Origin of the sequence: Methylobacterium sp. J-092 (assembly GCF_022829325.1) — a bacterium.
GTDB lineage: Bacteria > Pseudomonadota > Alphaproteobacteria > Rhizobiales > Beijerinckiaceae > Methylobacterium.
The window spans coordinates 58,012-75,798 of the sequence record NZ_JAKSXU010000196.1; the positions used below are offsets into that span (position 1 = coordinate 58,012).

Annotated in this window: 18 protein-coding genes and 1 riboswitch; of the genes, 9 read left to right on the top strand and 9 right to left on the bottom strand. The window is 70.0% G+C overall.

What is annotated here, in order from left to right; translation table 11 throughout:
- Positions 1-5: 5 nt before the first annotated feature.
- Together MKK60_RS23330 and MKK60_RS23335 are read right to left on the bottom strand one after the other, a co-directional pair.
- On the bottom strand, positions 6-317 hold the full coding sequence (locus MKK60_RS23330) for a BrnA antitoxin family protein (RefSeq protein WP_243988759.1): 312 nt from the start codon (positions 315-317) through the stop codon (positions 6-8).
- On the bottom strand, positions 274-555 hold the full coding sequence (locus tag MKK60_RS23335; RefSeq protein WP_147842137.1) for a BrnT family toxin: 282 nt from the start codon (positions 553-555) through the stop codon (positions 274-276). The genes MKK60_RS23330 and MKK60_RS23335 overlap by 44 nt, the downstream gene beginning before the upstream one ends.
- Before the next feature lie 152 nt (positions 556-707).
- Here MKK60_RS23335 and dnaG point away from each other — a divergent pair, with 152 nt between their 5' ends.
- The 3 genes from dnaG (at position 708) to MKK60_RS23350 (ending at position 6,241) form a co-directional block, all read left to right on the top strand.
- On the top strand, positions 708-2,618 hold the full coding sequence (dnaG, locus tag MKK60_RS23340; protein WP_243988760.1) for a DNA primase: 1,911 nt from the start codon (positions 708-710) through the stop codon (positions 2,616-2,618).
- Positions 2,619-2,814: 196 nt separating this feature from the next.
- Complete coding sequence (gene rpoD, locus MKK60_RS23345) at positions 2,815-4,809, top strand: RNA polymerase sigma factor RpoD (RefSeq protein ID WP_243988761.1); 1,995 nt, start codon at positions 2,815-2,817, stop codon at positions 4,807-4,809.
- Positions 4,810-4,981: 172 nt separating this feature from the next.
- Positions 4,982-6,241 (top strand): adenylate/guanylate cyclase domain-containing protein, encoded by a 1,260-nt coding sequence (locus MKK60_RS23350; RefSeq protein ID WP_243988762.1) that lies wholly within the window; start codon positions 4,982-4,984, stop codon positions 6,239-6,241.
- Between the two features lie 8 nt (positions 6,242-6,249).
- On the opposite strand, the gene MKK60_RS23355 is transcribed toward MKK60_RS23350, so the two are convergent.
- Complete coding sequence (locus MKK60_RS23355; RefSeq protein WP_243934744.1) at positions 6,250-6,753, bottom strand: TIGR02281 family clan AA aspartic protease; 504 nt, start codon at positions 6,751-6,753, stop codon at positions 6,250-6,252.
- Between the two features lie 210 nt (positions 6,754-6,963).
- Positions 6,964-7,092: riboswitch (TPP riboswitch) on the top strand.
- Positions 7,093-7,167: 75 nt separating this feature from the next.
- Between MKK60_RS23355 and thiO the strand changes: the two genes are divergently transcribed.
- The 4 genes from thiO to MKK60_RS23375 are packed head-to-tail and all read left to right on the top strand — an operon-like array spanning position 7,168 to position 10,032.
- On the top strand, positions 7,168-8,394 hold the full coding sequence (thiO, locus tag MKK60_RS23360) for a glycine oxidase ThiO (protein ID WP_279604229.1): 1,227 nt from the start codon (positions 7,168-7,170) through the stop codon (positions 8,392-8,394).
- On the top strand, positions 8,391-8,603 hold the full coding sequence (gene thiS / locus MKK60_RS23365; RefSeq protein WP_147842140.1) for a sulfur carrier protein ThiS: 213 nt from the start codon (positions 8,391-8,393) through the stop codon (positions 8,601-8,603). Before thiO ends, thiS begins: the two co-directional genes overlap by 4 nt.
- A 3-nt stretch (positions 8,604-8,606) precedes the next feature.
- On the top strand, positions 8,607-9,407 hold the full coding sequence (locus tag MKK60_RS23370) for a thiazole synthase (RefSeq protein ID WP_243988763.1): 801 nt from the start codon (positions 8,607-8,609) through the stop codon (positions 9,405-9,407).
- Positions 9,408-9,429: 22 nt separating this feature from the next.
- Entirely contained in the window at positions 9,430-10,032 is a 603-nt protein-coding gene (locus MKK60_RS23375; protein WP_243988764.1) for a thiamine phosphate synthase, read from the top strand.
- 199 nt (positions 10,033-10,231) lie between these two features.
- On the opposite strand, the gene MKK60_RS23380 is transcribed toward MKK60_RS23375, so the two are convergent.
- From MKK60_RS23380 to map, 6 genes are all read right to left on the bottom strand, one after another.
- Positions 10,232-10,984: a peptidase gene (locus MKK60_RS23380; RefSeq protein ID WP_147726286.1), complete on the bottom strand. Its 753-nt coding sequence runs from the start codon at positions 10,982-10,984 to the stop codon at positions 10,232-10,234.
- A 31-nt stretch (positions 10,985-11,015) separates the two neighbouring features.
- Positions 11,016-11,843, bottom strand: coding sequence for a transglutaminase domain-containing protein (locus MKK60_RS23385; protein ID WP_147842143.1), 828 nt, complete (start codon positions 11,841-11,843; stop codon positions 11,016-11,018).
- A 154-nt stretch (positions 11,844-11,997) separates the two neighbouring features.
- Positions 11,998-12,942, bottom strand: a complete 945-nt coding sequence (locus MKK60_RS23390) for an alpha-E domain-containing protein (protein WP_243988765.1) — start codon at positions 12,940-12,942, stop codon at positions 11,998-12,000.
- Positions 12,943-13,025: 83 nt separating this feature from the next.
- The gene (locus MKK60_RS23395; protein ID WP_147726289.1) at positions 13,026-14,465 is read right to left on the bottom strand and encodes a circularly permuted type 2 ATP-grasp protein; all 1,440 of its coding nucleotides are present in this window, start codon (positions 14,463-14,465) and stop codon (positions 13,026-13,028) included.
- 90 nt (positions 14,466-14,555) lie between these two features.
- Positions 14,556-15,302 carry a RadC family protein gene (gene radC / locus MKK60_RS23400; RefSeq protein ID WP_409567446.1) on the bottom strand — a complete coding sequence of 249 codons (747 nt, stop codon included), beginning with the start codon at positions 15,300-15,302 and terminating at the stop codon, positions 14,556-14,558.
- Between the two features lie 4 nt (positions 15,303-15,306).
- On the bottom strand, positions 15,307-16,125 hold the full coding sequence (gene map, locus MKK60_RS23405) for a type I methionyl aminopeptidase (protein WP_243988766.1): 819 nt from the start codon (positions 16,123-16,125) through the stop codon (positions 15,307-15,309).
- Between the two features lie 170 nt (positions 16,126-16,295).
- Between map and MKK60_RS23410 the strand changes: the two genes are divergently transcribed.
- Both MKK60_RS23410 and MKK60_RS23415 read left to right on the top strand, forming a co-directional pair.
- Positions 16,296-16,550 carry a zinc-finger domain-containing protein gene (locus MKK60_RS23410; RefSeq protein WP_147726292.1) on the top strand — a complete coding sequence of 85 codons (255 nt, stop codon included), beginning with the start codon at positions 16,296-16,298 and terminating at the stop codon, positions 16,548-16,550.
- Between the two features lie 4 nt (positions 16,551-16,554).
- The gene (locus MKK60_RS23415; protein WP_243988767.1) at positions 16,555-17,754 is read left to right on the top strand and encodes an FAD-dependent monooxygenase; all 1,200 of its coding nucleotides are present in this window, start codon (positions 16,555-16,557) and stop codon (positions 17,752-17,754) included.
- The last annotated feature ends 33 nt before the right edge of the window (positions 17,755-17,787 follow it).

Here is a 17,787-nt window from a genome sequence, read left to right on the forward strand (position 1 = left end):
TCCGGTCAAGCACGATCGCCTTTGCCGCGTGCCTCCACGTAGGCACGCAGCACGGCATTGATGCGGCTTTGGTACCCGTCGCCGCCGCGCTTGAAGTGCTCGACGAGATCCCGGTCGAGGCGGATCGAGATCGCGACCTTGCGCGCTGGAACCACCGGCTCCCCGGCCGCCCAGTCGAGATCGAGGGGAGCTGCGTCGGGGTCCGCCGCGACACGCTCGGCGATCGCCTCATCGCTCAGCCGATCCACGGCAGCCCAATCGGTGCGGCCGCGGCTACGATCGTCCAGCGACGTAGGCGTGATATTGCTCTTTCTCATTTCGCCTCGCGGCACGCGCAGAGATCAGACGCCGGTTGGGCCCGCGCGGCGTGAAGACGACCACGATGACCCGTTCCCCGGCCTGACCCAGTGCGCCCCACCGCTCCTCTCCATTTCGATCCGATCGGATCAGGATATGCGGATGCGCGAAGACTTCGAGCGCATCCATGAAGTCGATGTGGTGCTTATGCAGGTTGGCGCTACGCTTGGCCTCGTCCCACTCGTAGGCGTCCGACATTCCGGCGTGTCTCGGTGCCGCACCTCGGGAAGATCGTATATACAACGCGACGCGTCAACGGCTTGCCGGAAGCGGGACGCCTTTCGGCCGTGGGGACTCGTTAGGGCGGTTCAGGCTATGATGAGCGATTGCCGAAAGAGTCCCGCATCTCCGTGCGCTACCCGCCCCACATCCTCGAAGAGATCCGCAACCGGCTTCCCGCCTCCGACGTGGTCGGCCGGCGGGTGAAGCTGAAGAAGGCCGGGCGCGAGTGGCGCGGGCTGTCGCCGTTCAACGCCGAGAAGACGCCGTCCTTCTACGTCAACGACCAGAAGCAGTTCTACCACTGCTTCTCGTCCGGCAAGCACGGCGACATCTTCAGCTTCCTGATCGAGACCGAAGGCCTGAGCTTCCCGGAAGCCGTCGAGCGGCTCGCCGCCGACGCCGGCGTGACGTTGCCGGCTCCCACCGCCGACACCCGCGAAATGGAGACCAAGCGCCGCGGCGCGATCGAGGTGATGGAGCTGGCCACCGCGTGGTTCGAGGAGCGGCTGGCCTCGCCCGCGGGCGCGGCCGCCCGCGCCTATCTCGACCGGCGCGAGCTCGGCCCCGAGATCCGCAGGAGCTTCCGCCTCGGCTACGCTCCGGCCGACCGCTACGGCCTGCGCGACCACTTGGCGGGCAAGGACGTCGACAAGGCGCTGATGGGCGAGCTCGGCCTGCTGGTGACCGGCGACGACATCGCCGTTCCCTACGACCGGTTCCGCGACCGCATCATCTTCCCGATCGCCGACGTGCGCGGCCGGGTGATCGCCTTCGGCGGCCGGGCGATGCAGGCGGACGCCAAGGCGAAGTACCTGAACTCGCCCGAGACGCCGCTCTTCCACAAGGGGCAGGTGCTGTACAACCTGAATCGGGCGCGGAAGGGCGCCCACGATCGCGGCACGATCATCGCTGTCGAGGGCTACGTCGACGTCATCGCGATGACGATGGCGGGCCATGCCAACACCGTCGCTCCGCTCGGCACCGCGCTGACGGAGGAGCAATTGGCGTTGCTGTGGCGGCATGCCGACGAGCCCGTGCTGTGCTTCGACGGCGACGGTGCAGGGCAGCGCGCCGCCTTCCGCGCCCTCGACGTGGCGCTGCCGATGCTGGAGCCGGGCCGGTCGCTGCGATTCGCGATGTTGCCGGAGGGCCAGGACCCGGACGACCTGCTGCGCTCGGGCGGCTCGGGGGCGATCGACAAGGTGGTCGAGGCGGCCAAGCCCCTGGTCGAGATGCTGTGGAGCCGCGCCGTCGAGACCGGCTCGACCGACACGCCCGAGCGCCGGGCGGGCCTGGCCAAGACGCTGCGCGGCCTCGTCGCCGGCATCCGCGACGAGACGGTGCGGGGCTACTACCGCGACGAGATCGAGGAGCGGTTGCGCGGGCTCTCGCCGCGCGGCGCGACGCAGCAGCGCGGCGCCTACCAGCCGGGCGGGCGGCCGAATGCCTACGTCCGCAAGCCGCGTCCCGGCGATCCGCCGCCCTCGCCGCGGCTGACGGCCGGGCCGAGCGCGGGCCTCGCCCGCTCGAACGGCTTCTCCGGCAGCGGCGGCTCGCGCGAGGCGATGATCGTGGCGAGCCTCCTCGTGCATCCCGAGCTGCTCGGGCTCGAAGCCGAGGATCTCGCCGCCCTCGATCTCGAGGACGCGGATGCGGTGGCCTTGCGCTCGGTTCTGCTCGACCGCGCCGCCGACGCGGCGGACCCGGACGTGGCGGTGGTCGAGAATCGGCTGGCGCGGGCCGGTCTCGAGGCGGCGAGCGCGCGGCTGGCGACACGGGTGCGCCCGGGCGACCGCTGGGCCCTCGATCCGCACGCCGATCTCGTCAAGCTGGAGGACGCTTTGCGGCAGGCCGTGATCTTGCACCGCAAGGCCGGCGCGCTAAATAGCGAACTCCGACAGGCGGAACGTGCGCTCGTCGAAGAAGAAACAGAGGCGAACTTCGCTTGGCTGTGCGACGTCAAGGAGCGCTTGGCGGTGATCGCGGGAGCGGAGACCGAGGCGGACCTGCAGGACACGAACGACTCGACTGTGTCGTAGGGCCTGTGCGATGGCGGAATACGACACGCCTTCGCGGCATGGTTAACAATCGGTCAAGCGTCTCGCTTGCATACCGAACTCGAGAATACGACGCGGTCGAAGCGGTTCGCCCGGGTCTCACACGCATTGCGGCGCCGACGGCGCGGCGTGGCCGAAAGGCCCCCGCATCGTGGCGCGCCGAAACAATAGGCTGATCATGGCGACGAAGGCAACGGAACGGGACGAGACGGACACCGCTCCGGCAGAGCAGACCGATGGGCCGCTCCTCGACCTGACGGATGCTTCGGTCAAGCGGATGGTGAAGCTCGCCAAGAAGCGCGGCTACATCACCTACGAGGAGGTCAACGAGGTCCTCCCCGAGGGGCAGTCCGACCCCGACCAGCTCGAGGACGTCCTTTCCCAGCTCTCCGAGATGGGCATCAACGTCGTCGAGGCCGAGGAGACCGACGAGGCTGCCGCCGACAAGCCGGCCAATGGCGAGGCGTCGGACGACGAGGAGAGCGCCGAGGGCACGGAGGTGGCCGAGGTCGCCCCGACGCGCGCCATCGCCGTCGTCACCGCGACCAAGGAGCCGACCGACCGCACCGACGATCCGGTGCGGATGTACCTGCGCGAGATGGGCTCGGTCGAGCTGCTGTCGCGCGAGGGCGAGATCGCCATCGCCAAGCGGATCGAGGCCGGGCGCGAGGCGATGATCGCCGGCCTGTGCGAGAGCCCGCTGACCTTCCAGGCGATCATCATCTGGCGCGACGAGCTCGTCGACGGCAAGGTGCTGCTGCGCGACATCATCGATCTCGAAGCGACCTATGCCGGCCCCGACGGCAAGAACCCGCAGATCGCGGAGGCGGCCGCCGAGGGCGAGGATGGCGAGCCGGAAGCGCCGACGCCCGAGGGCGGCGACGACGACGATGACATGGAGAACAACGTCTCGCTCGCGGCGATGGAAGCCGAGATCAAGCCGCGCGTGCTCGAGACGTTCGACGCGATCGCCAACAACTACCGCAAGCTGCGCAAGCTCCAGAACGAGGAGACCGAGCGCAAGGCGAACAGCGAGAAGACTACGCCGGCCCAGGAGAAGAAGCAGGCCGAGTTCAAGGACACCGTCGTCGCCGACGTGAAGTCGCTGTCGCTGAACAACAACCGCATCGAGGCCCTGGTCGAGCAGCTGTACGACATCAACAAGCGCCTCATCTCGCATGAGGGCCGGCTGATGCGCTACGCCGAGAGCCACGGCGTCGCCCGCGACGAGTTCCTGCGCCACTACCAGGGCTGGGAGCTCGACCCGAACTGGATGACCCGCGTCGGGACGCTCGGCGGCAAGGGCTGGAAGAACCTCGTCGAGAAGGGCTCGAAGCAGGTCTCGGACCTGCGTGAGCAGATCCTGACGCTCGCCTCCGAGACGGGCCTGGAGATCGGCGAGTACCGCAAGATCGTCAACATGGTCCAGAAGGGCGAGCGCGAAGCCCGCCAGGCCAAGAAGGAGATGATCGAGGCCAACCTCCGCCTCGTGATCTCGATCGCCAAGAAGTACACCAACCGCGGCCTGCAGTTCCTGGACCTGATCCAGGAGGGCAACATCGGCCTGATGAAGGCGGTCGACAAGTTCGAGTACCGCCGCGGCTACAAGTTCTCGACCTACGCCACCTGGTGGATCCGCCAAGCGATCACCCGCTCGATCGCCGACCAGGCGCGCACCATCCGCATCCCGGTGCACATGATCGAGACGATCAACAAGATCGTCCGCACCTCGCGCCAGATGCTGCACGAGATCGGGCGGGAGCCGACCCCGGAGGAGCTGGCCGAGAAGCTGGCCATGCCGCTCGAGAAAGTCCGAAAAGTCCTGAAGATCGCCAAGGAGCCGATCTCCCTCGAGACGCCCATCGGCGACGAGGAGGACAGCCACCTCGGCGACTTCATCGAGGACAAGAACGTCGTCCTGCCGATCGACGCGGCGATCCAGAGCAACCTCCGCGAGACCACGACGCGCGTCCTCGCCTCGTTGACCCCGCGCGAGGAGCGGGTGCTCCGCATGCGCTTCGGCATCGGCATGAACACCGACCACACCCTCGAGGAGGTCGGCCAGCAGTTCTCGGTGACCCGCGAGCGCATCCGTCAGATTGAGGCGAAGGCCCTGCGTAAGCTGAAGCATCCGAGCCGGAGCCGGAAGCTGCGGAGCTTCCTGGACAACTGAGCGTCGGATACGCCATTCTCGAATTCGCCGAATGCGATCGTCGGATCGCGCCGTGCTCGCGGCGCGATCTCGCGTTCCAGGCGGCGAAGGGATGATGGTCTTCGATCCGGATCGATCTCGCCATCGTCAGCTGGAACCTTGCTTTGGCGGTTCGTGAACCCACCTTGGCCGTATGCTTGAGCGTCGCCAGCATCCACCCGTGCCGCCGACCGCCGCAGCCGACGGCTCGGAGGCGGACGACGTGCCGTTCGGCGCGCTGCAGGATTGCGTCGCGATCCGCGACTGGCTGCTGAGCGAGGGCGCCCGCCTGCCCGAGCCCGACGACCTGATCGCGGGCTTCGCCGAGCGCCTCAACGCGGTCGGCGTTCCGGTGGACCGGACCTCGACGGCGATCGATACGCTGCACTCGGAATATTCCGGCATCGGCCGCATCTGGACGCGCGAGTCCGGCACGACGGTGCGCCTGTTCCCGCACGGCGAAGCCTCCGAGCGCGCCTACGCGGCGAGCCCGTTCCGCAAGGTGCACGAGGACGGCGAATGGCTGATCCTCGACCTCGCCGAGACGCCGGACGACGCCTACTCGGTGATCCCCGACCTGAGGGCCGCCGGCTACCGCCACTACATCGTGGTGCCGCTGTTCTTCACCAACGGCACGCACAACGGCATCACCTTCGCCACCCGCGACCCGGACGGATTCCGAGACGAGGACGTGGCGATCCTGCGCTTCATCATGCCGGCCCTGGCCGCGGTGATGGAGATGCGGATCGTCACCAAGCAGCTCGACACGGTGCTGCGCATCTACGTCGGCGACGAGCCGCACCGCGCCATTCTGTCGGGCGACATCCGCCGCGGGCAGGTGAAGCGCATCCGCTCGGCGATCCTGTTCGCCGACATGCGCGACTACACCCGCATCTCGGCGAACATGACGCCGGAAGAGGCGGTCGATCTGCTCAACATCTTCTTCGACTGCCTCGTGCCGCCGATCGAGCGGGAGGGCGGCGAGGTGCTGAAGTATCTCGGCGACGGCCTGCTTGCCATCTTCCGCGAGCCGGGTGACGACCTCGGCGGCGCCGCCAAGGGGGCGCTGACGGCGGCACAAAGTGCGCTCGCGGCACTGGAGGAGGCCAACACCCTCCACCAATTCGCAGTGCCGATGATGGCCGGCATCGCGCTCCATCACGGCGAGGCGGCCTACGGCAACGTCGGCTCGGGCACGCGCCTCGACTTCACGGTCATCGGCCGCGACGTGAACATGGCGAGCCGCATCGCCCGGCTCAACAAGACGCTCGGCGAGCCGCTGCTGATGTCGAAGCCCTTCGTCGACTTCCTGTGGGGCGATCCGGTGCCGCTCGGCGAGCACGTGCTCGATGGGTTCGCCGAGCCGATGATGGTCTATCGCCCGCGCCCGAAGCCGCACCGCGGCCGGGGCTGAGGCGGGCCTCAGCCCCGCAGCGTCATCGTCCCGCCGGCGATGCTGAAGTCGCGCACGCGCTTCAGGAACGACATGCCGAGGAGGTTCGTGCCGAGGCGTCCGCTCGGGACGATCACGGCCTCGACGTCGCGCACGGTGACGGGCCCGATCCGGATCGTGCCGATCCGCACCGGCGCGACGCGGATCGTCCCGTTGGCGGTCATCACCGGGCGCGTGAAGTCCCGCGGCCCGACGACGATGCCGAGGCGGGCGGCATCCTCTTCCGCGAAGCTGCACGTCGTGGCCCCGGTGTCGACCATCATGCGCAGCGATCGCCCGTCGACCAGCGCGTCGGCGAGGAAGTGGCCGTTGCGGTCGGCACCGAGCGCGATCGCCGTCGGCGCGGACGCAACCAGTTGCACCGTCGGCACGGGCGGCGCCGCGGCCTTGCGGCTGGTCAGGCGGTTGCCGATGCCGCCGAGCACCCCCGCGACGAGGCCGGCCGCGAGGCAGAGCATCAGGATCGTCCGCATCGCCTACCTTCGCCCCCGCCGATCGAGGACGCATAGACGAGCACGACGCCGGTGAACGATGCGTGGCGGCGTGCCCGCCGCCGGACGGAACCGCGCGGCCATCTGCCGACAGGGTTTCCGGTCCGTCTCGGCGCGACGACGAATCGCGCGCATCCGCAGGAGGGGATCGGCCCGCGGGGTTGACCGAGGCGGCCGGCGGGACCACATCTGCGGTGTTCCAGGGAGATCCCCGGCAAGGGGCTGAGAAACCGCTGGCAGGCTCGTGAGGGCCCGCGGCGCGGAAATCCTTCGAACCTGATCCGGTTCACACCGGCGTAGGGATTGGACCGTGGGCGCCGTCTTCGACGACGGGGTGCCCCAGCTTCTCAGATGAAGCGTCAGGCCCGGTCTCTGCGACAGCACGCGGAGGATCACTTGGGTCGTCATTCGGGTCGTCACGCAGCATCACCGATCGGGACGCGCCGGACGAGCGGCAGCGCCCGGCCAACCGTCCCGCTGCCGGCGCGTGCCGACGTCGCGATCGTCGGCGGCGGCCTGATCGGACTGTCGATCGCCTGGCGGCTGGCGCAGGCCGGGCGGTCCGTCGTCGTGGTCGAGCGGGAGACCATCGGCTCCGGCGCGAGCCTCGCCGCCACGGGCATGCTGGCGCCGGCGGCCGAGCACGAGCCCGGCTCCGACCCGCTGCTGCCGCTGGCGCTTGATTCGCTCCGGCGCTGGCCGGGGTTTCGCGCCGAGCTCGAAGCGGCGTCCGGCCTCGACATCGACTACCGCGAGGACGGGACGCTGGTGCTGGCCATCGGGCGCGACGAGGTCGAGCGCCTGCGCTTCCGCTTCGACCTGCAGCGCCGCTCGGGCGTCGCCGCCGAGTGGATCGCGGGTGCCGACGTGCGTCGCCGCGAGCCGGCCCTCCGCCCCTCGGTCACCGCGGGCGTGCTCTGCCCGCTCGATCATCAGGTCGACCCGAGCCGGGTGATGGCGGCGCTCGTCGAGGCGTGCCGTGCCGCCGGCGTGGCGCTCGTCGAGAACAGCCCGGTCGTCGCCCTCGAACGCACGGGCGGCCGCGTCGCGGGCCTGCGCACCGCCGACGGCGTGGTCGTGGCCGAGACCGTGGTGCTCGCCGCCGGCGCCTGGAGCGGCGAGGGCGGCCTGCTGCCGCAAAGCCTCGCCCTGCCCGTGCGCCCGCTGAAGGGACAGTCGCTGGCGCTGAAGACCACGGCCCGCACCGGCACGCTCTCCCACATGGTCTGGACCGAGCAGGTCCACATGGCGCCGAAGAGCGACGGCCACATCGTCGTCGGCGCGACGGTCGAGGATTGCGGCTTCCGCCCCGGCGTCACCGCCGGCGGGCTCTATGCCCTGCTCGAAGGCGCGCGCCGGGTGCTGCCCGGCATCGAGGAGATGGAGGTCGAGGCCGTCTGGAGCGGGTTCCGCCCGACCTCGGACGACGACGCGCCGATCCTCGGTGAGATCGCCCCCGGCCTGGTGGTCGCCACCGGCCACCATCGCAACGGCTACCTGCTCGCCCCGGTGACCGCCGACGCGATCGCCGCCCTCGTCACGACGGGCGCGATGCCGGCGGTCGCGCAGGACTTCTCGCTGGCGCGGTTCGCGCCGGGCGCCGAGCTGAGGGCGTCGGCATGAAGCTGACGGTGAACGGACAGGCTCGCGAGATCGAGGCCGCCGACGTCGCCGCCCTGTTCGCGCAGGCGGCGGAGGAGACCGGCAGCACCGATCCGCAGGGCGTCGCCATCGCGCTCAACGGCCGCGTCGTCCGCCGCCGCGACTGGGACACCACACCGATCTCCGAGGGCGACCGCATCGAGATCGTACGCGCCATGCAGGGAGGCTAGAAGATGGTCGACACGTTCACACCCCTCCGACCGGAGGCCGACGACCCGTTCGTCATCGCCGGCGTCACGCTGGGCTCGCGGCTGTTCATCGGCACCGCGGGCTACCCGACGCAGGTGATCATGCGCGATGCGGTCGCGGCCTCCGGGGCCGAGGTCGCCACCGCCTCGATCCGCCGGGTCTCGCTGCAGGGCCACGGCTCGGACACCGTGAAGATCCTGAAAGGACGCCGCTTCCTGCCGAACACCGCCGGCTGCGAGACCGCCCGCGACGCGATCATGACCGCCGAGCTGGCCCGCGAGGCGCTCGACACCAACTGGATCAAGGTCGAGGTGATCGGCGACCGCGAGACCCTGTACCCGGACGTCGCCGAGCTGATCGAGGCCTGCCGCCACCTCGTCGACGACGGCTTCGTCGTGCTGCCCTACTGCAACGACGACCCGATCGTCTGCCAGCGGCTCGCCGACATCGGCTGCGCCGCGGTGATGCCGATGGGCTCGCTAATCGGCTCCGGCATGGGCATCGCCAATCCGGCCAACCTCGAGCTGATCTGCCGCCGCATGAGCGTACCGGTGATCGTGGATGCTGGCATCGGCACGGCCTCCGACGCGGTGATCGCGATGGAGCTGGGCGCCGACGCCTGCCTGATCAACACCGCGGTGGCGAAGGCCGACGATCCCGTCCGCATGGCGCGCGCGATGCGCAACGCCGTGCAGGCGGGCCGCGATGCCCACCGCGCCGGCCGAATCCCGCGCCGCGGCCGGGCCGAGCCGTCGAGCCCGCAGCTCGGCCTTGTCGGCTCGTAGCCTGCCGTCGCCGCTCCTTGCGGTGACCGACCGGCACGGGCCCCGCCCCCTAGGGGAGACCATCGCCGCCGCGCTCGACGGCGGGTGCCGGTGGGTCTGGTTTCGCGACAGGGATCTGCCACCGCCCGAGCGCCGGGTGCTGGCGGAGCGCATCGCGGAACGCGTCCGCGAGGCCGGCGGCGTGCTCTCGGTCGGCGGCGATCTCGAGCTTGCCGCGGCCCTCGGCGCGAGCGTCCATCTCGGCGGCGGCGCGGATCGTGCCGCCATCGCCGATGCCAGGCGCCGCCTCGGCACCTCGGCGCTCGTCGGCGTCTCGGCGCACGGCCTGCGCGACGTCGAGGCGGCGGAAGGCGCAGATTACGCGACCCTGAGCCCGATCTTCGCCACGGCGAGCAAGCCCGGCTACGGTCCCGCCCTCGGCCTCGGCGCGATCGCAACGGCCGCGCGGATCGGAATCCCGGTCGTCGCGCTGGGTGGCATCGACGTCGCCACCGCCGCCGCGTGTCGCCGAGCGGGCGCGGCGGGCGTGGCCGTGATGGGCGGCCTGATGCAGGTCGACGACCCTTCCGCCGAAGCTCGGGCGCTGTTGGGCGCCTGGGAAGCGGCCTCGGACGGGCCACCGTGAGCCTTACGCAGGATCAGAATTCGACGCTCGCCAATTCAGCCTCGTCTCCAATCTCGATCTCATCCCGAGGTGCCGCGTCGGCGACCTCGAAGGGGGGCTCCAAAAATCGCGCGCGCGCTGCAGGGCTCCTTCGAGGCCTCCGCTTCGCTGCGGCACCTCAGGGTGAAGCTCACGGTTGGAGGATGTCCGGCGTGAGAAACTACTTCGCGGCGGCAGGCCCGTAGGGCGGGCGCGGGATCGCCCGATGCGCGGCGCGGAGCGCCGCCGACCAGCGCTCGCGCAGGTCGTGGAAGTAGCCCTCGCCGGCCTCGATCCGATGATTCACCTCGAGGTCGAGGGCGTTGCGGCGCGCCAGCGCGATGTCGATCGGCAGGCCGACGCCGAGATTCGAGCGCATGGTCGAATCCATCGAGACAAGTCCGACCTTGAGCGCATCGTAGAGCTCGGTCTCGAACTTCACCGCCCGGTCGAGGATCGGCTTGCCGTACTTGTGCTCGCCGATCTGCAGGAACGGTGCATCGGTGCTGCACTCGATGAAGTTGCCGGCCGAGTAGATCAGGAACAGCCGCATCGGCTCGCTGCCGATCTGGCCGCCGAACAGCAGCGAGACCGAGAAGCGCAGGCTCGCCGCCTCGAAGCCCGCCTTCTCGATCGCGCGCACGTGGCGGATCGCGCGGCCGACGAGCTGGGCCGCCTCGAACATCGTCGTCGTCTCGACGAGCTTCAGCTTGGCCTCGCCGTTGTCGCCGGGCACGCCCTCGGAGAGCAGGCTCAGGACCGATTGCGTCACCGACAGGTTGCCGGCCGAGGCCAGCATCATCACCCGCTCGCCCGGCACATTGAAGTGATGGAGCTTGCGATAGGTCGAGATGTCGTCGAGCCCCGCATTGGTGCGGGTGTCGGCGATCATCACCAGGCCTTCCTCGACGAGGACGCCGACGCAGTAAGTCATGGGATCAGGCTTTTCGAAGAGGCGCGGAGCGTCAGGATTGCGGTGCCGCCTGGGCTTGCTCCACCCGGAGCTTCACGTCCAGCGTTTCGGTGCCGCCGCCGGTGCGACTGCCGCGAATCGGGGCAGCCCCGAGGTAGTCGAGCCCGGATGCGACGCGGATATAGGCTTCCGTGGTGGCGTCACCGGTGGTCGGATCGAAGCCGACCCAGCCGAGATCCGGCACCAGCGCCTCGGCCCAGCCGTGCGGCGTCTCCTGCTCGGCGTCGCTCCCCTCCGGGCGGTGGTAGCCGGAGACGTAGCGCGCCGGGATCGCCCGGTGGCGGGCGGCGGCGATGAAGACGTGGGCGAAGTCCTGGCATACGCCGGCCCCGGCCTCGAAGGCCTTCGGCGAGGGCACGGCGGCGCTCGCGGGGCCTGGCGTGTAGGCCATGTGCGCGTGCACCGCGGCCATCAGCCGGTGCAGGAAGGGGAGGGCGGCCGGGTCTCCGGCGCCGGCGACTGCGTCGGACAGCGCCTGGATCTCCGGGCTCGGCAGCACGAGGTCGGTGTCGCGCAGGTAGAACGTCTCGGGCAGGCGCTCGACGGCGCCGCGGACGATGCCGTGGGTCTCGTGGGTGTCGACCTCGCCGGTGACGCGAATCACCAGCGCGTCGGAGGCCTGGTCCGGCGTGAACCAGTGGACGACGTTGCCGTAGCCGTCCTCACGCTCGGTGAGCCGTCCGTCGACCGAAGGCTCGATCCGCCAGCGCCGGACGTACTGCCCGTCATGGTCGCGCGGCGTCATCCGCAGGACCTGGATCAGCCCGCGTGCCGGTTGCTCGTAGCTGTAGATGGTCTCGTGGACCACGCGAATGCGCATGCGTCGATTCTGCCCGTCCTGGCTCCGCCGGTCTCGGCGACACGGCGCCCGCGATGGACGCCGCGGCGCCCGGAGTCACACGTTTTACACGACGTTCCGACGGAGCGCGCAACCGCGGAAGCGGAACTGCGCGTATTCCGCTGCGGCTTAAGCCTCAGCCGAGATACTGCTCGGCGATGGCGGCGCCGACCTTGTTGTTCTCGCCGATGAAAGCGATCACGAACTCATGCAGGCCGGACGCGAAGACCCGGTCGATATCCTCGCTTTCCAGCCGTGCGAGCAGGTTGCTCGCCAGGCGCTGGCTGGCGCCGCGGCGTCCGTAGGCGTCGGCGATCAGGTCGAGATGCTCGACGAGGACGCCGTAGCAGTTGGCGAAGGAGCGCGGCATCTGCCGGTTGAGGATCAGGAGGTCGGCGACCAGCAACGGCTTGACGCTCTCGCGATACACCCAGTGATAGGCGTTGAAGGCCGAGACTTCGCGCAGGATCGTCGTCCACTGGAAGTAGTCGAGGCTGCCGCCGATCTTCTCGGTGTCCGGCAGCAGGATCTTGTACTTCACGTCGAGGATGCGGGCGGTGTTGTCGGCCCGCTCGATCGCGGTGCCGAGACGCGTGAACCAGTAGGTGTCGTTGCGCAGCATCGTCCGGTAGGCCGAGCCGTCGAAGGTCAGCGAGATGCCCTTCACCCAATCGAGGAAGCGCGTGAACGCGTCGCGGTCGAGGTCCTTCTTCTCGTAGGACCGCAGCTCGAGCCAGGCGCCGTTGATCGTGTCCCACATCTCGGTGGTGAGCGCGGTGCGCACGCTGCGCGCGTTCTCGCGGGCGCTCTCGATGCAGGAGCGGATCGAGGACGGGTTGTGCGGGCTGAAGGCGAGGAAGTCGCACACCGTCGCGGCATTCACGCCGTCGTAGTGCGGCTTGAACACCTCCGGATCGCCGGCCGAGGCGAGGGCCGAGGCCCACTCGTTGGTCTCGCCCCCGCCGTAGCTCGTCGGCAGCGAGGCCAGGCGATGCGCCGCATCGAGGATGCGGGCGACGAACTCCGCCCGTTCGACGTAGCGCGAGAGCCAGTAGAGGTTGTCGGCAGTCCTGGAGAGCATGGCTGTTTCGCTGGGGTCTCTTCGGCTTCGGCCCGGGGGCGTCCACCGCTGGGCGGTTCTCGGTGAAAGCAGGCGTCACGCCATCACGCGTCGAGAACCCAGGTGTCCTTCGTACCGCCCCCTTGGCTGGAATTCACCACCAAAGATCCTTCCTTCAGCGCCACGCGGGTGAGACCGCCCGGCACGATGCGGATCTCGTCGGCGCCGCACAGCACGAAGGGGCGCAGGTCGACGTGGCGCGGGGCCACCCCGGAGGCGACGAAGGTCGGGCAGGTGGAGAGCGACAGCGTCGGCTGGGCGATGAAGCCGTCCGGGGCGTGGCGCAGGCGCTTGGCGAATTCCTCGATCTCGCGCTTGGTCGCGTGCGGCCCGACGAGCATGCCGTAGCCGCCCGAGCCGTTGACCTCCTTGACCACCAGCTCGGATAGGTTGTCCATCACGTAGGAGAAGGCCTCCTTCTCGCGGCAGCGATAGGTCGGCACGTTGTGCAGGATCGGCTCCTCGCCGGTGAAGAACTTCACGATCTCCGGCATGTAGCTGTAGACCGCCTTGTCGTCGGCGATGCCGGTGCCGACCGCGTTGGCGAGCGTCACGCTGCCGCGCTCGTAGGCGTTCATGATGCCCGGCACGCCGAGCATCGAATCCGGCCGGAACACCAGCGGATCGAGGAAGTCGTCGTCGAGGCGGCGGTAGATCACGTCGACCCGGCGCGGGCCTTCGGTGGTCCGCATGTAGACCACGTCGTCCTTGGTGAAGAGGTCGCCCGCCTCGACCAGCTCGACGCCGAGCTTGTCGGCCAGGAACGAGTGCTCGTAGAACGCCGAGTTGTAGCGCCCGGGCGTCAGCAGCACGACGGTCGGGTCGCGGGTCGCCGTCGCCGGCGCGAGGCTGCGGAGCGTCGCCAGCAGCGCGTCCGGATAGTTCTCGACCGGCGCGACGCGGTGGCGGGAGAACAGGTCCGGGAACAGCCGCAGCATCACCTCGCGATTCTCGAGCATGTACGACACGCCGGACGGGATGCGGGCGTTGTCCTCGAGCACGAAAAAGTCGTTCTCGCCGGTGCGGACGATGTCGATCCCCGCGATGTGCACGTAGAGGTCGTGCGGCACCCGGAACGACCGCATCTCCATGCGGTAATGCGCGTTCTTGTAGACGAGGTCGGCCGGGATGATGCCGGCCTTGATGCATTCCTGCGCGCCGTAGATGTCCTTCAGGAACATGTTGATCGCGGTGACGCGCTGCTTGAGCCCGCGCTCCAGGAAGCCCCATTCCGGCTTGGTGATCACCCGCGGGATGATGTCGAACGGGATCAGCCGCTCGGTCGATTCGTTGTCGCCGTAGACCGCGAAGGTGATGCCAATGCGCCGGAAGAGCAGCTCGGCCTGGCTGCGGCGGGTGTTGAAGTGGTCGGCCGGCGTCGTGTCGAGCCAGTTCTTCAGCTGACCGTAGGCCTCGCGGACGTCGTCGGGACTCGTTGCGGCGCCTGCGAAGGCGGTCATCTCGTCGAAGGCCACGGCCGCCATTCAGTCTCTCCCAGATCCGTCACGCTAGAGGCAAGAGGCGCGCCACGCAAAGGGATTACGGCCTCGTTCGGGGCTCGTTCCAAACACGCGTCAGATGAGGCGCAGGCCTTTTAGGCTGGCATGGCCTGACCGGCCGAGGATGACGTGGTCGTGCACCACGATCTTCAGCGGGCTGAGCACGGCGATCACTTCGCGCGTCATCGTCACGTCGGCGGCCGAGGGCGCCGGATCGCCGGACGGGTGGTTGTGCGCCAGGATGATCGCGGTGGCCGAGAGCTCCAGCGACCGCCGCGCCACCTCGCGCGGGTAGACCGGCGTGTGGTCGACGGTCCCGCGCCCCTGGATCTCGTCGGCGATGAGGTGGTTGCGCTTGTCGAGGAACAGCACCCGGAACTCCTCGCGGGTGGCGAAGGCCATGGTGGCGCGCAGGTACTCGATGAGCTCGGCCCAGGAGGAGAGCAGCGCGCGCTGGGCGATCGCGCCGCGCGCCAGCCGGCGGCCCGCCGCCTCCATCAACTTGAGGTCGGCGACCACGCCGGCGCTGACGCCCTCGACCTCGGCGAGCCGGGCCGGATCGGCGCTCAGCACCTCGGCGAAGCTGCCGAAGCGGCGGATCAGCGCCTTGGCCAGCGGCTTCACGTCCCGCCGCGGGATCGCGCGGAACAGGGCAAGCTCGAGCATCTCGTAGTCGGGCAGGGCGTCGGCACCCTGCTTGGCGAAGCGCTCGCGCAGGCGATCGCGGTGGCCGAGATAGTGCGGCGGCTCCTCGGGCTTCGGCGCGACGGCCGGCCGCTCGGCGAACAATCCGTCCTCGGCCGCGTCGCCCGGGCCCGTCACGAGCTCAAGCGCCCGGGTTGCCGGGCTGGTGCAGCCCCTTCGGCGAGACCGTGAAGATCTCGACGCCGGTCTCGGTGACGGCCACCGTGTGCTCGAACTGCGCCGACAGCGAGCGGTCGCGCGTCACCGCGGTCCAGCCGTCGGAGAGCACCTTCACCGCCGGCCGGCCGAGGTTGATCATCGGCTCGATGGTGAAGAACTGCCCCGGCCGCAGCGGCACGTCGTAGCTCGCCTCGACGTAGTGCAGGATCGTCGGCGCATCGTGGTAGCTCCGGCCGAGGCCGTGGCCGCAGAAGTCGCGCACCACCGAGCAGCGCTCGCCCTCGGCGTAGTACTGGATCGCGCGGCCGATGTCGTTGGTCGATCCGCCGGGCTTCACCGCGGCGACGCCCCGCATCAGCGCCTCGTAGGTGATCTCGCACAGGCGCGCCGCCTTGCGCGGCACCTCGCCGACGAAGGCCATCCGGCTCGAATCGCCGTGCCATCCGTCGAGGATCAGGCACATGTCGAGGTTGACGATGTCGCCCTCGCGCAGCGGCTTGTCGTTGGGGATGCCGTGGCAGACCACGTGGTTGATCGAGGTGCAGATCGACTTCGGATAGCCGCGGTAGAGCAGCGAGGCCGGGTAGGCGCCGTGATCCATCGCGAACTCGTAGGCGAGCTTATCGAGCGCCTCGGTGGTCACGCCCGGCTGCGTCGCCTCCATCAGCACGTCGAGGCCTTCCGCCGTCAGGCGTCCGGCACGGCGCATGCCCGCGAACCCCTCCGGCCCGTGGATCGGTGCCTGGGGCACGCGCCGCGTCGCTTGGTCTTGCTGGGTCATCGAGGGGCTTGTCCGCGCCGGGTCGGTCTTCGAACGCTTATGTACGGCGTGGCCGCCGAGGCGCCAAGTGACCGGCGTTCGCCCCCAGGCTTGCGCCGGACGAACGCACGGCGGCATAAGCGGGGCTCGGGCGACCCGGTGCGAGGGGTCCCAAGGCACAGGACGGCGCGATGGCTGACAGGGCGGTACCGCACTTCCACAACGAGCTCGGCGTCGCGGTCATCCATGTCGGCTCGCGGGAGTTCATGTGCATCGGCGCATTGCCGCCGTTCGATCATCCGCACGTGTTCCTCGACATGGGCGCCGACAACGAGATCATCTGCCAGTACTGCTCGACGCTATATCGCCACCGCGCCGACCTGAAGGCCGGCCATGCCGACCCGGCGGCATGCGTCTGGCACGATCAGAAGGCGGCGGCCGAATAGGGTCATGCCCCGAGACCCTCAGCCGCCGCTGACCGTCGCCATCGTCGGAGGCGGGATCGGCGGCCTGACCGCGGCGCTGGCGCTGAACGCCGCCGGCCATGCGGTGACGGTGGTCGAGCGCCGCACCGGCTTCAGCGAGGTCGGCGCCGGCCTCCAGCTCTCGCCGAACGCGAGCCGCGTGCTCGCCGATCTCGGGCTCGCGGCGGCGCTCCGGCGCGCCGGCTCCGAGCCGCCGGGCGTGACCGTCCGCGCCCTCGATTCGGGCCGGCGGATCGGGGCGGTGGCGCTGGGCGCCAAGGCCCGCGAGCAGTTCGGCGCGCCGTACTACGTCATCCACCGGGCCGACCTTCAGACCCTGCTCCTCGACGCGGTGCGCTCCCGCCCCGGCATCCGCCTGATGATGGGCCGTGCCGTCATGGGCCTCACCGAGACCGAGGACGCCGTCACCCTCGCCCTCGAAAGCTGCAACGGCACCCGCAACGACAGCCTCTCGGCCGACCTGGTAATCGGGGCGGACGGCCTGCGCTCGCGCATCCGCGGGCACCTCGACCCACGCCCGCTCGCGACCGCCGGGATGGCGGCGTGGCGGGCGATCGTGCCGCGCGAGGCCGTGCCCGAGGCGCTGGCCGGCGAGGCGACCGGTCTGTGGCTCGGGCGCGGCCGGCACGTGGTCCACTACCCGATCCATGCCGGCCGCGACCTCAACGTCGTGGCGATCGTGCCCGAGCGGCAGGGCGACGAGGATTGGGGCCGGCTCGGGGATCCGGCGGTGCTGCGCGCGCATTTCCGCACCTGCGCGCCGGAGCTGCTCGAGCTGCTGACCGTGCCGGATTCCTGGCTGGTCTGGTCGCTCGCCGACCGCCCGGTGGCGCGGCCGATCGCGCGCGGCCGGGTCGCGCTGCTGGGCGATGCCGCCCACCCGGTGCTGCCGTTCCTGGCGCAGGGGGCGGCGCTGGCGATCGAGGACTGCTCGATCCTGACGCGGTGCCTCGCCGAGCATCCGGTCGCGGACGCGCTCGCGGCCTACACCAAGGCGCGCCGGCGCCGCGTCCGCCGGGTGCAGCGCGCCGCCCGCGGCAACGGCCGGACCTACCATGCCGGCGGCCTCACCGCCTTCGTGCGCGACGCGGTGATGCGCCGCCTCGGGCCCGACGGCATGCGCGCGCGCTACGCCTGGCTCTACGGCTGGACGCCGAACGCTTGATCTCGCCGACGCCGGCGGCTACCGCTTCGGCAC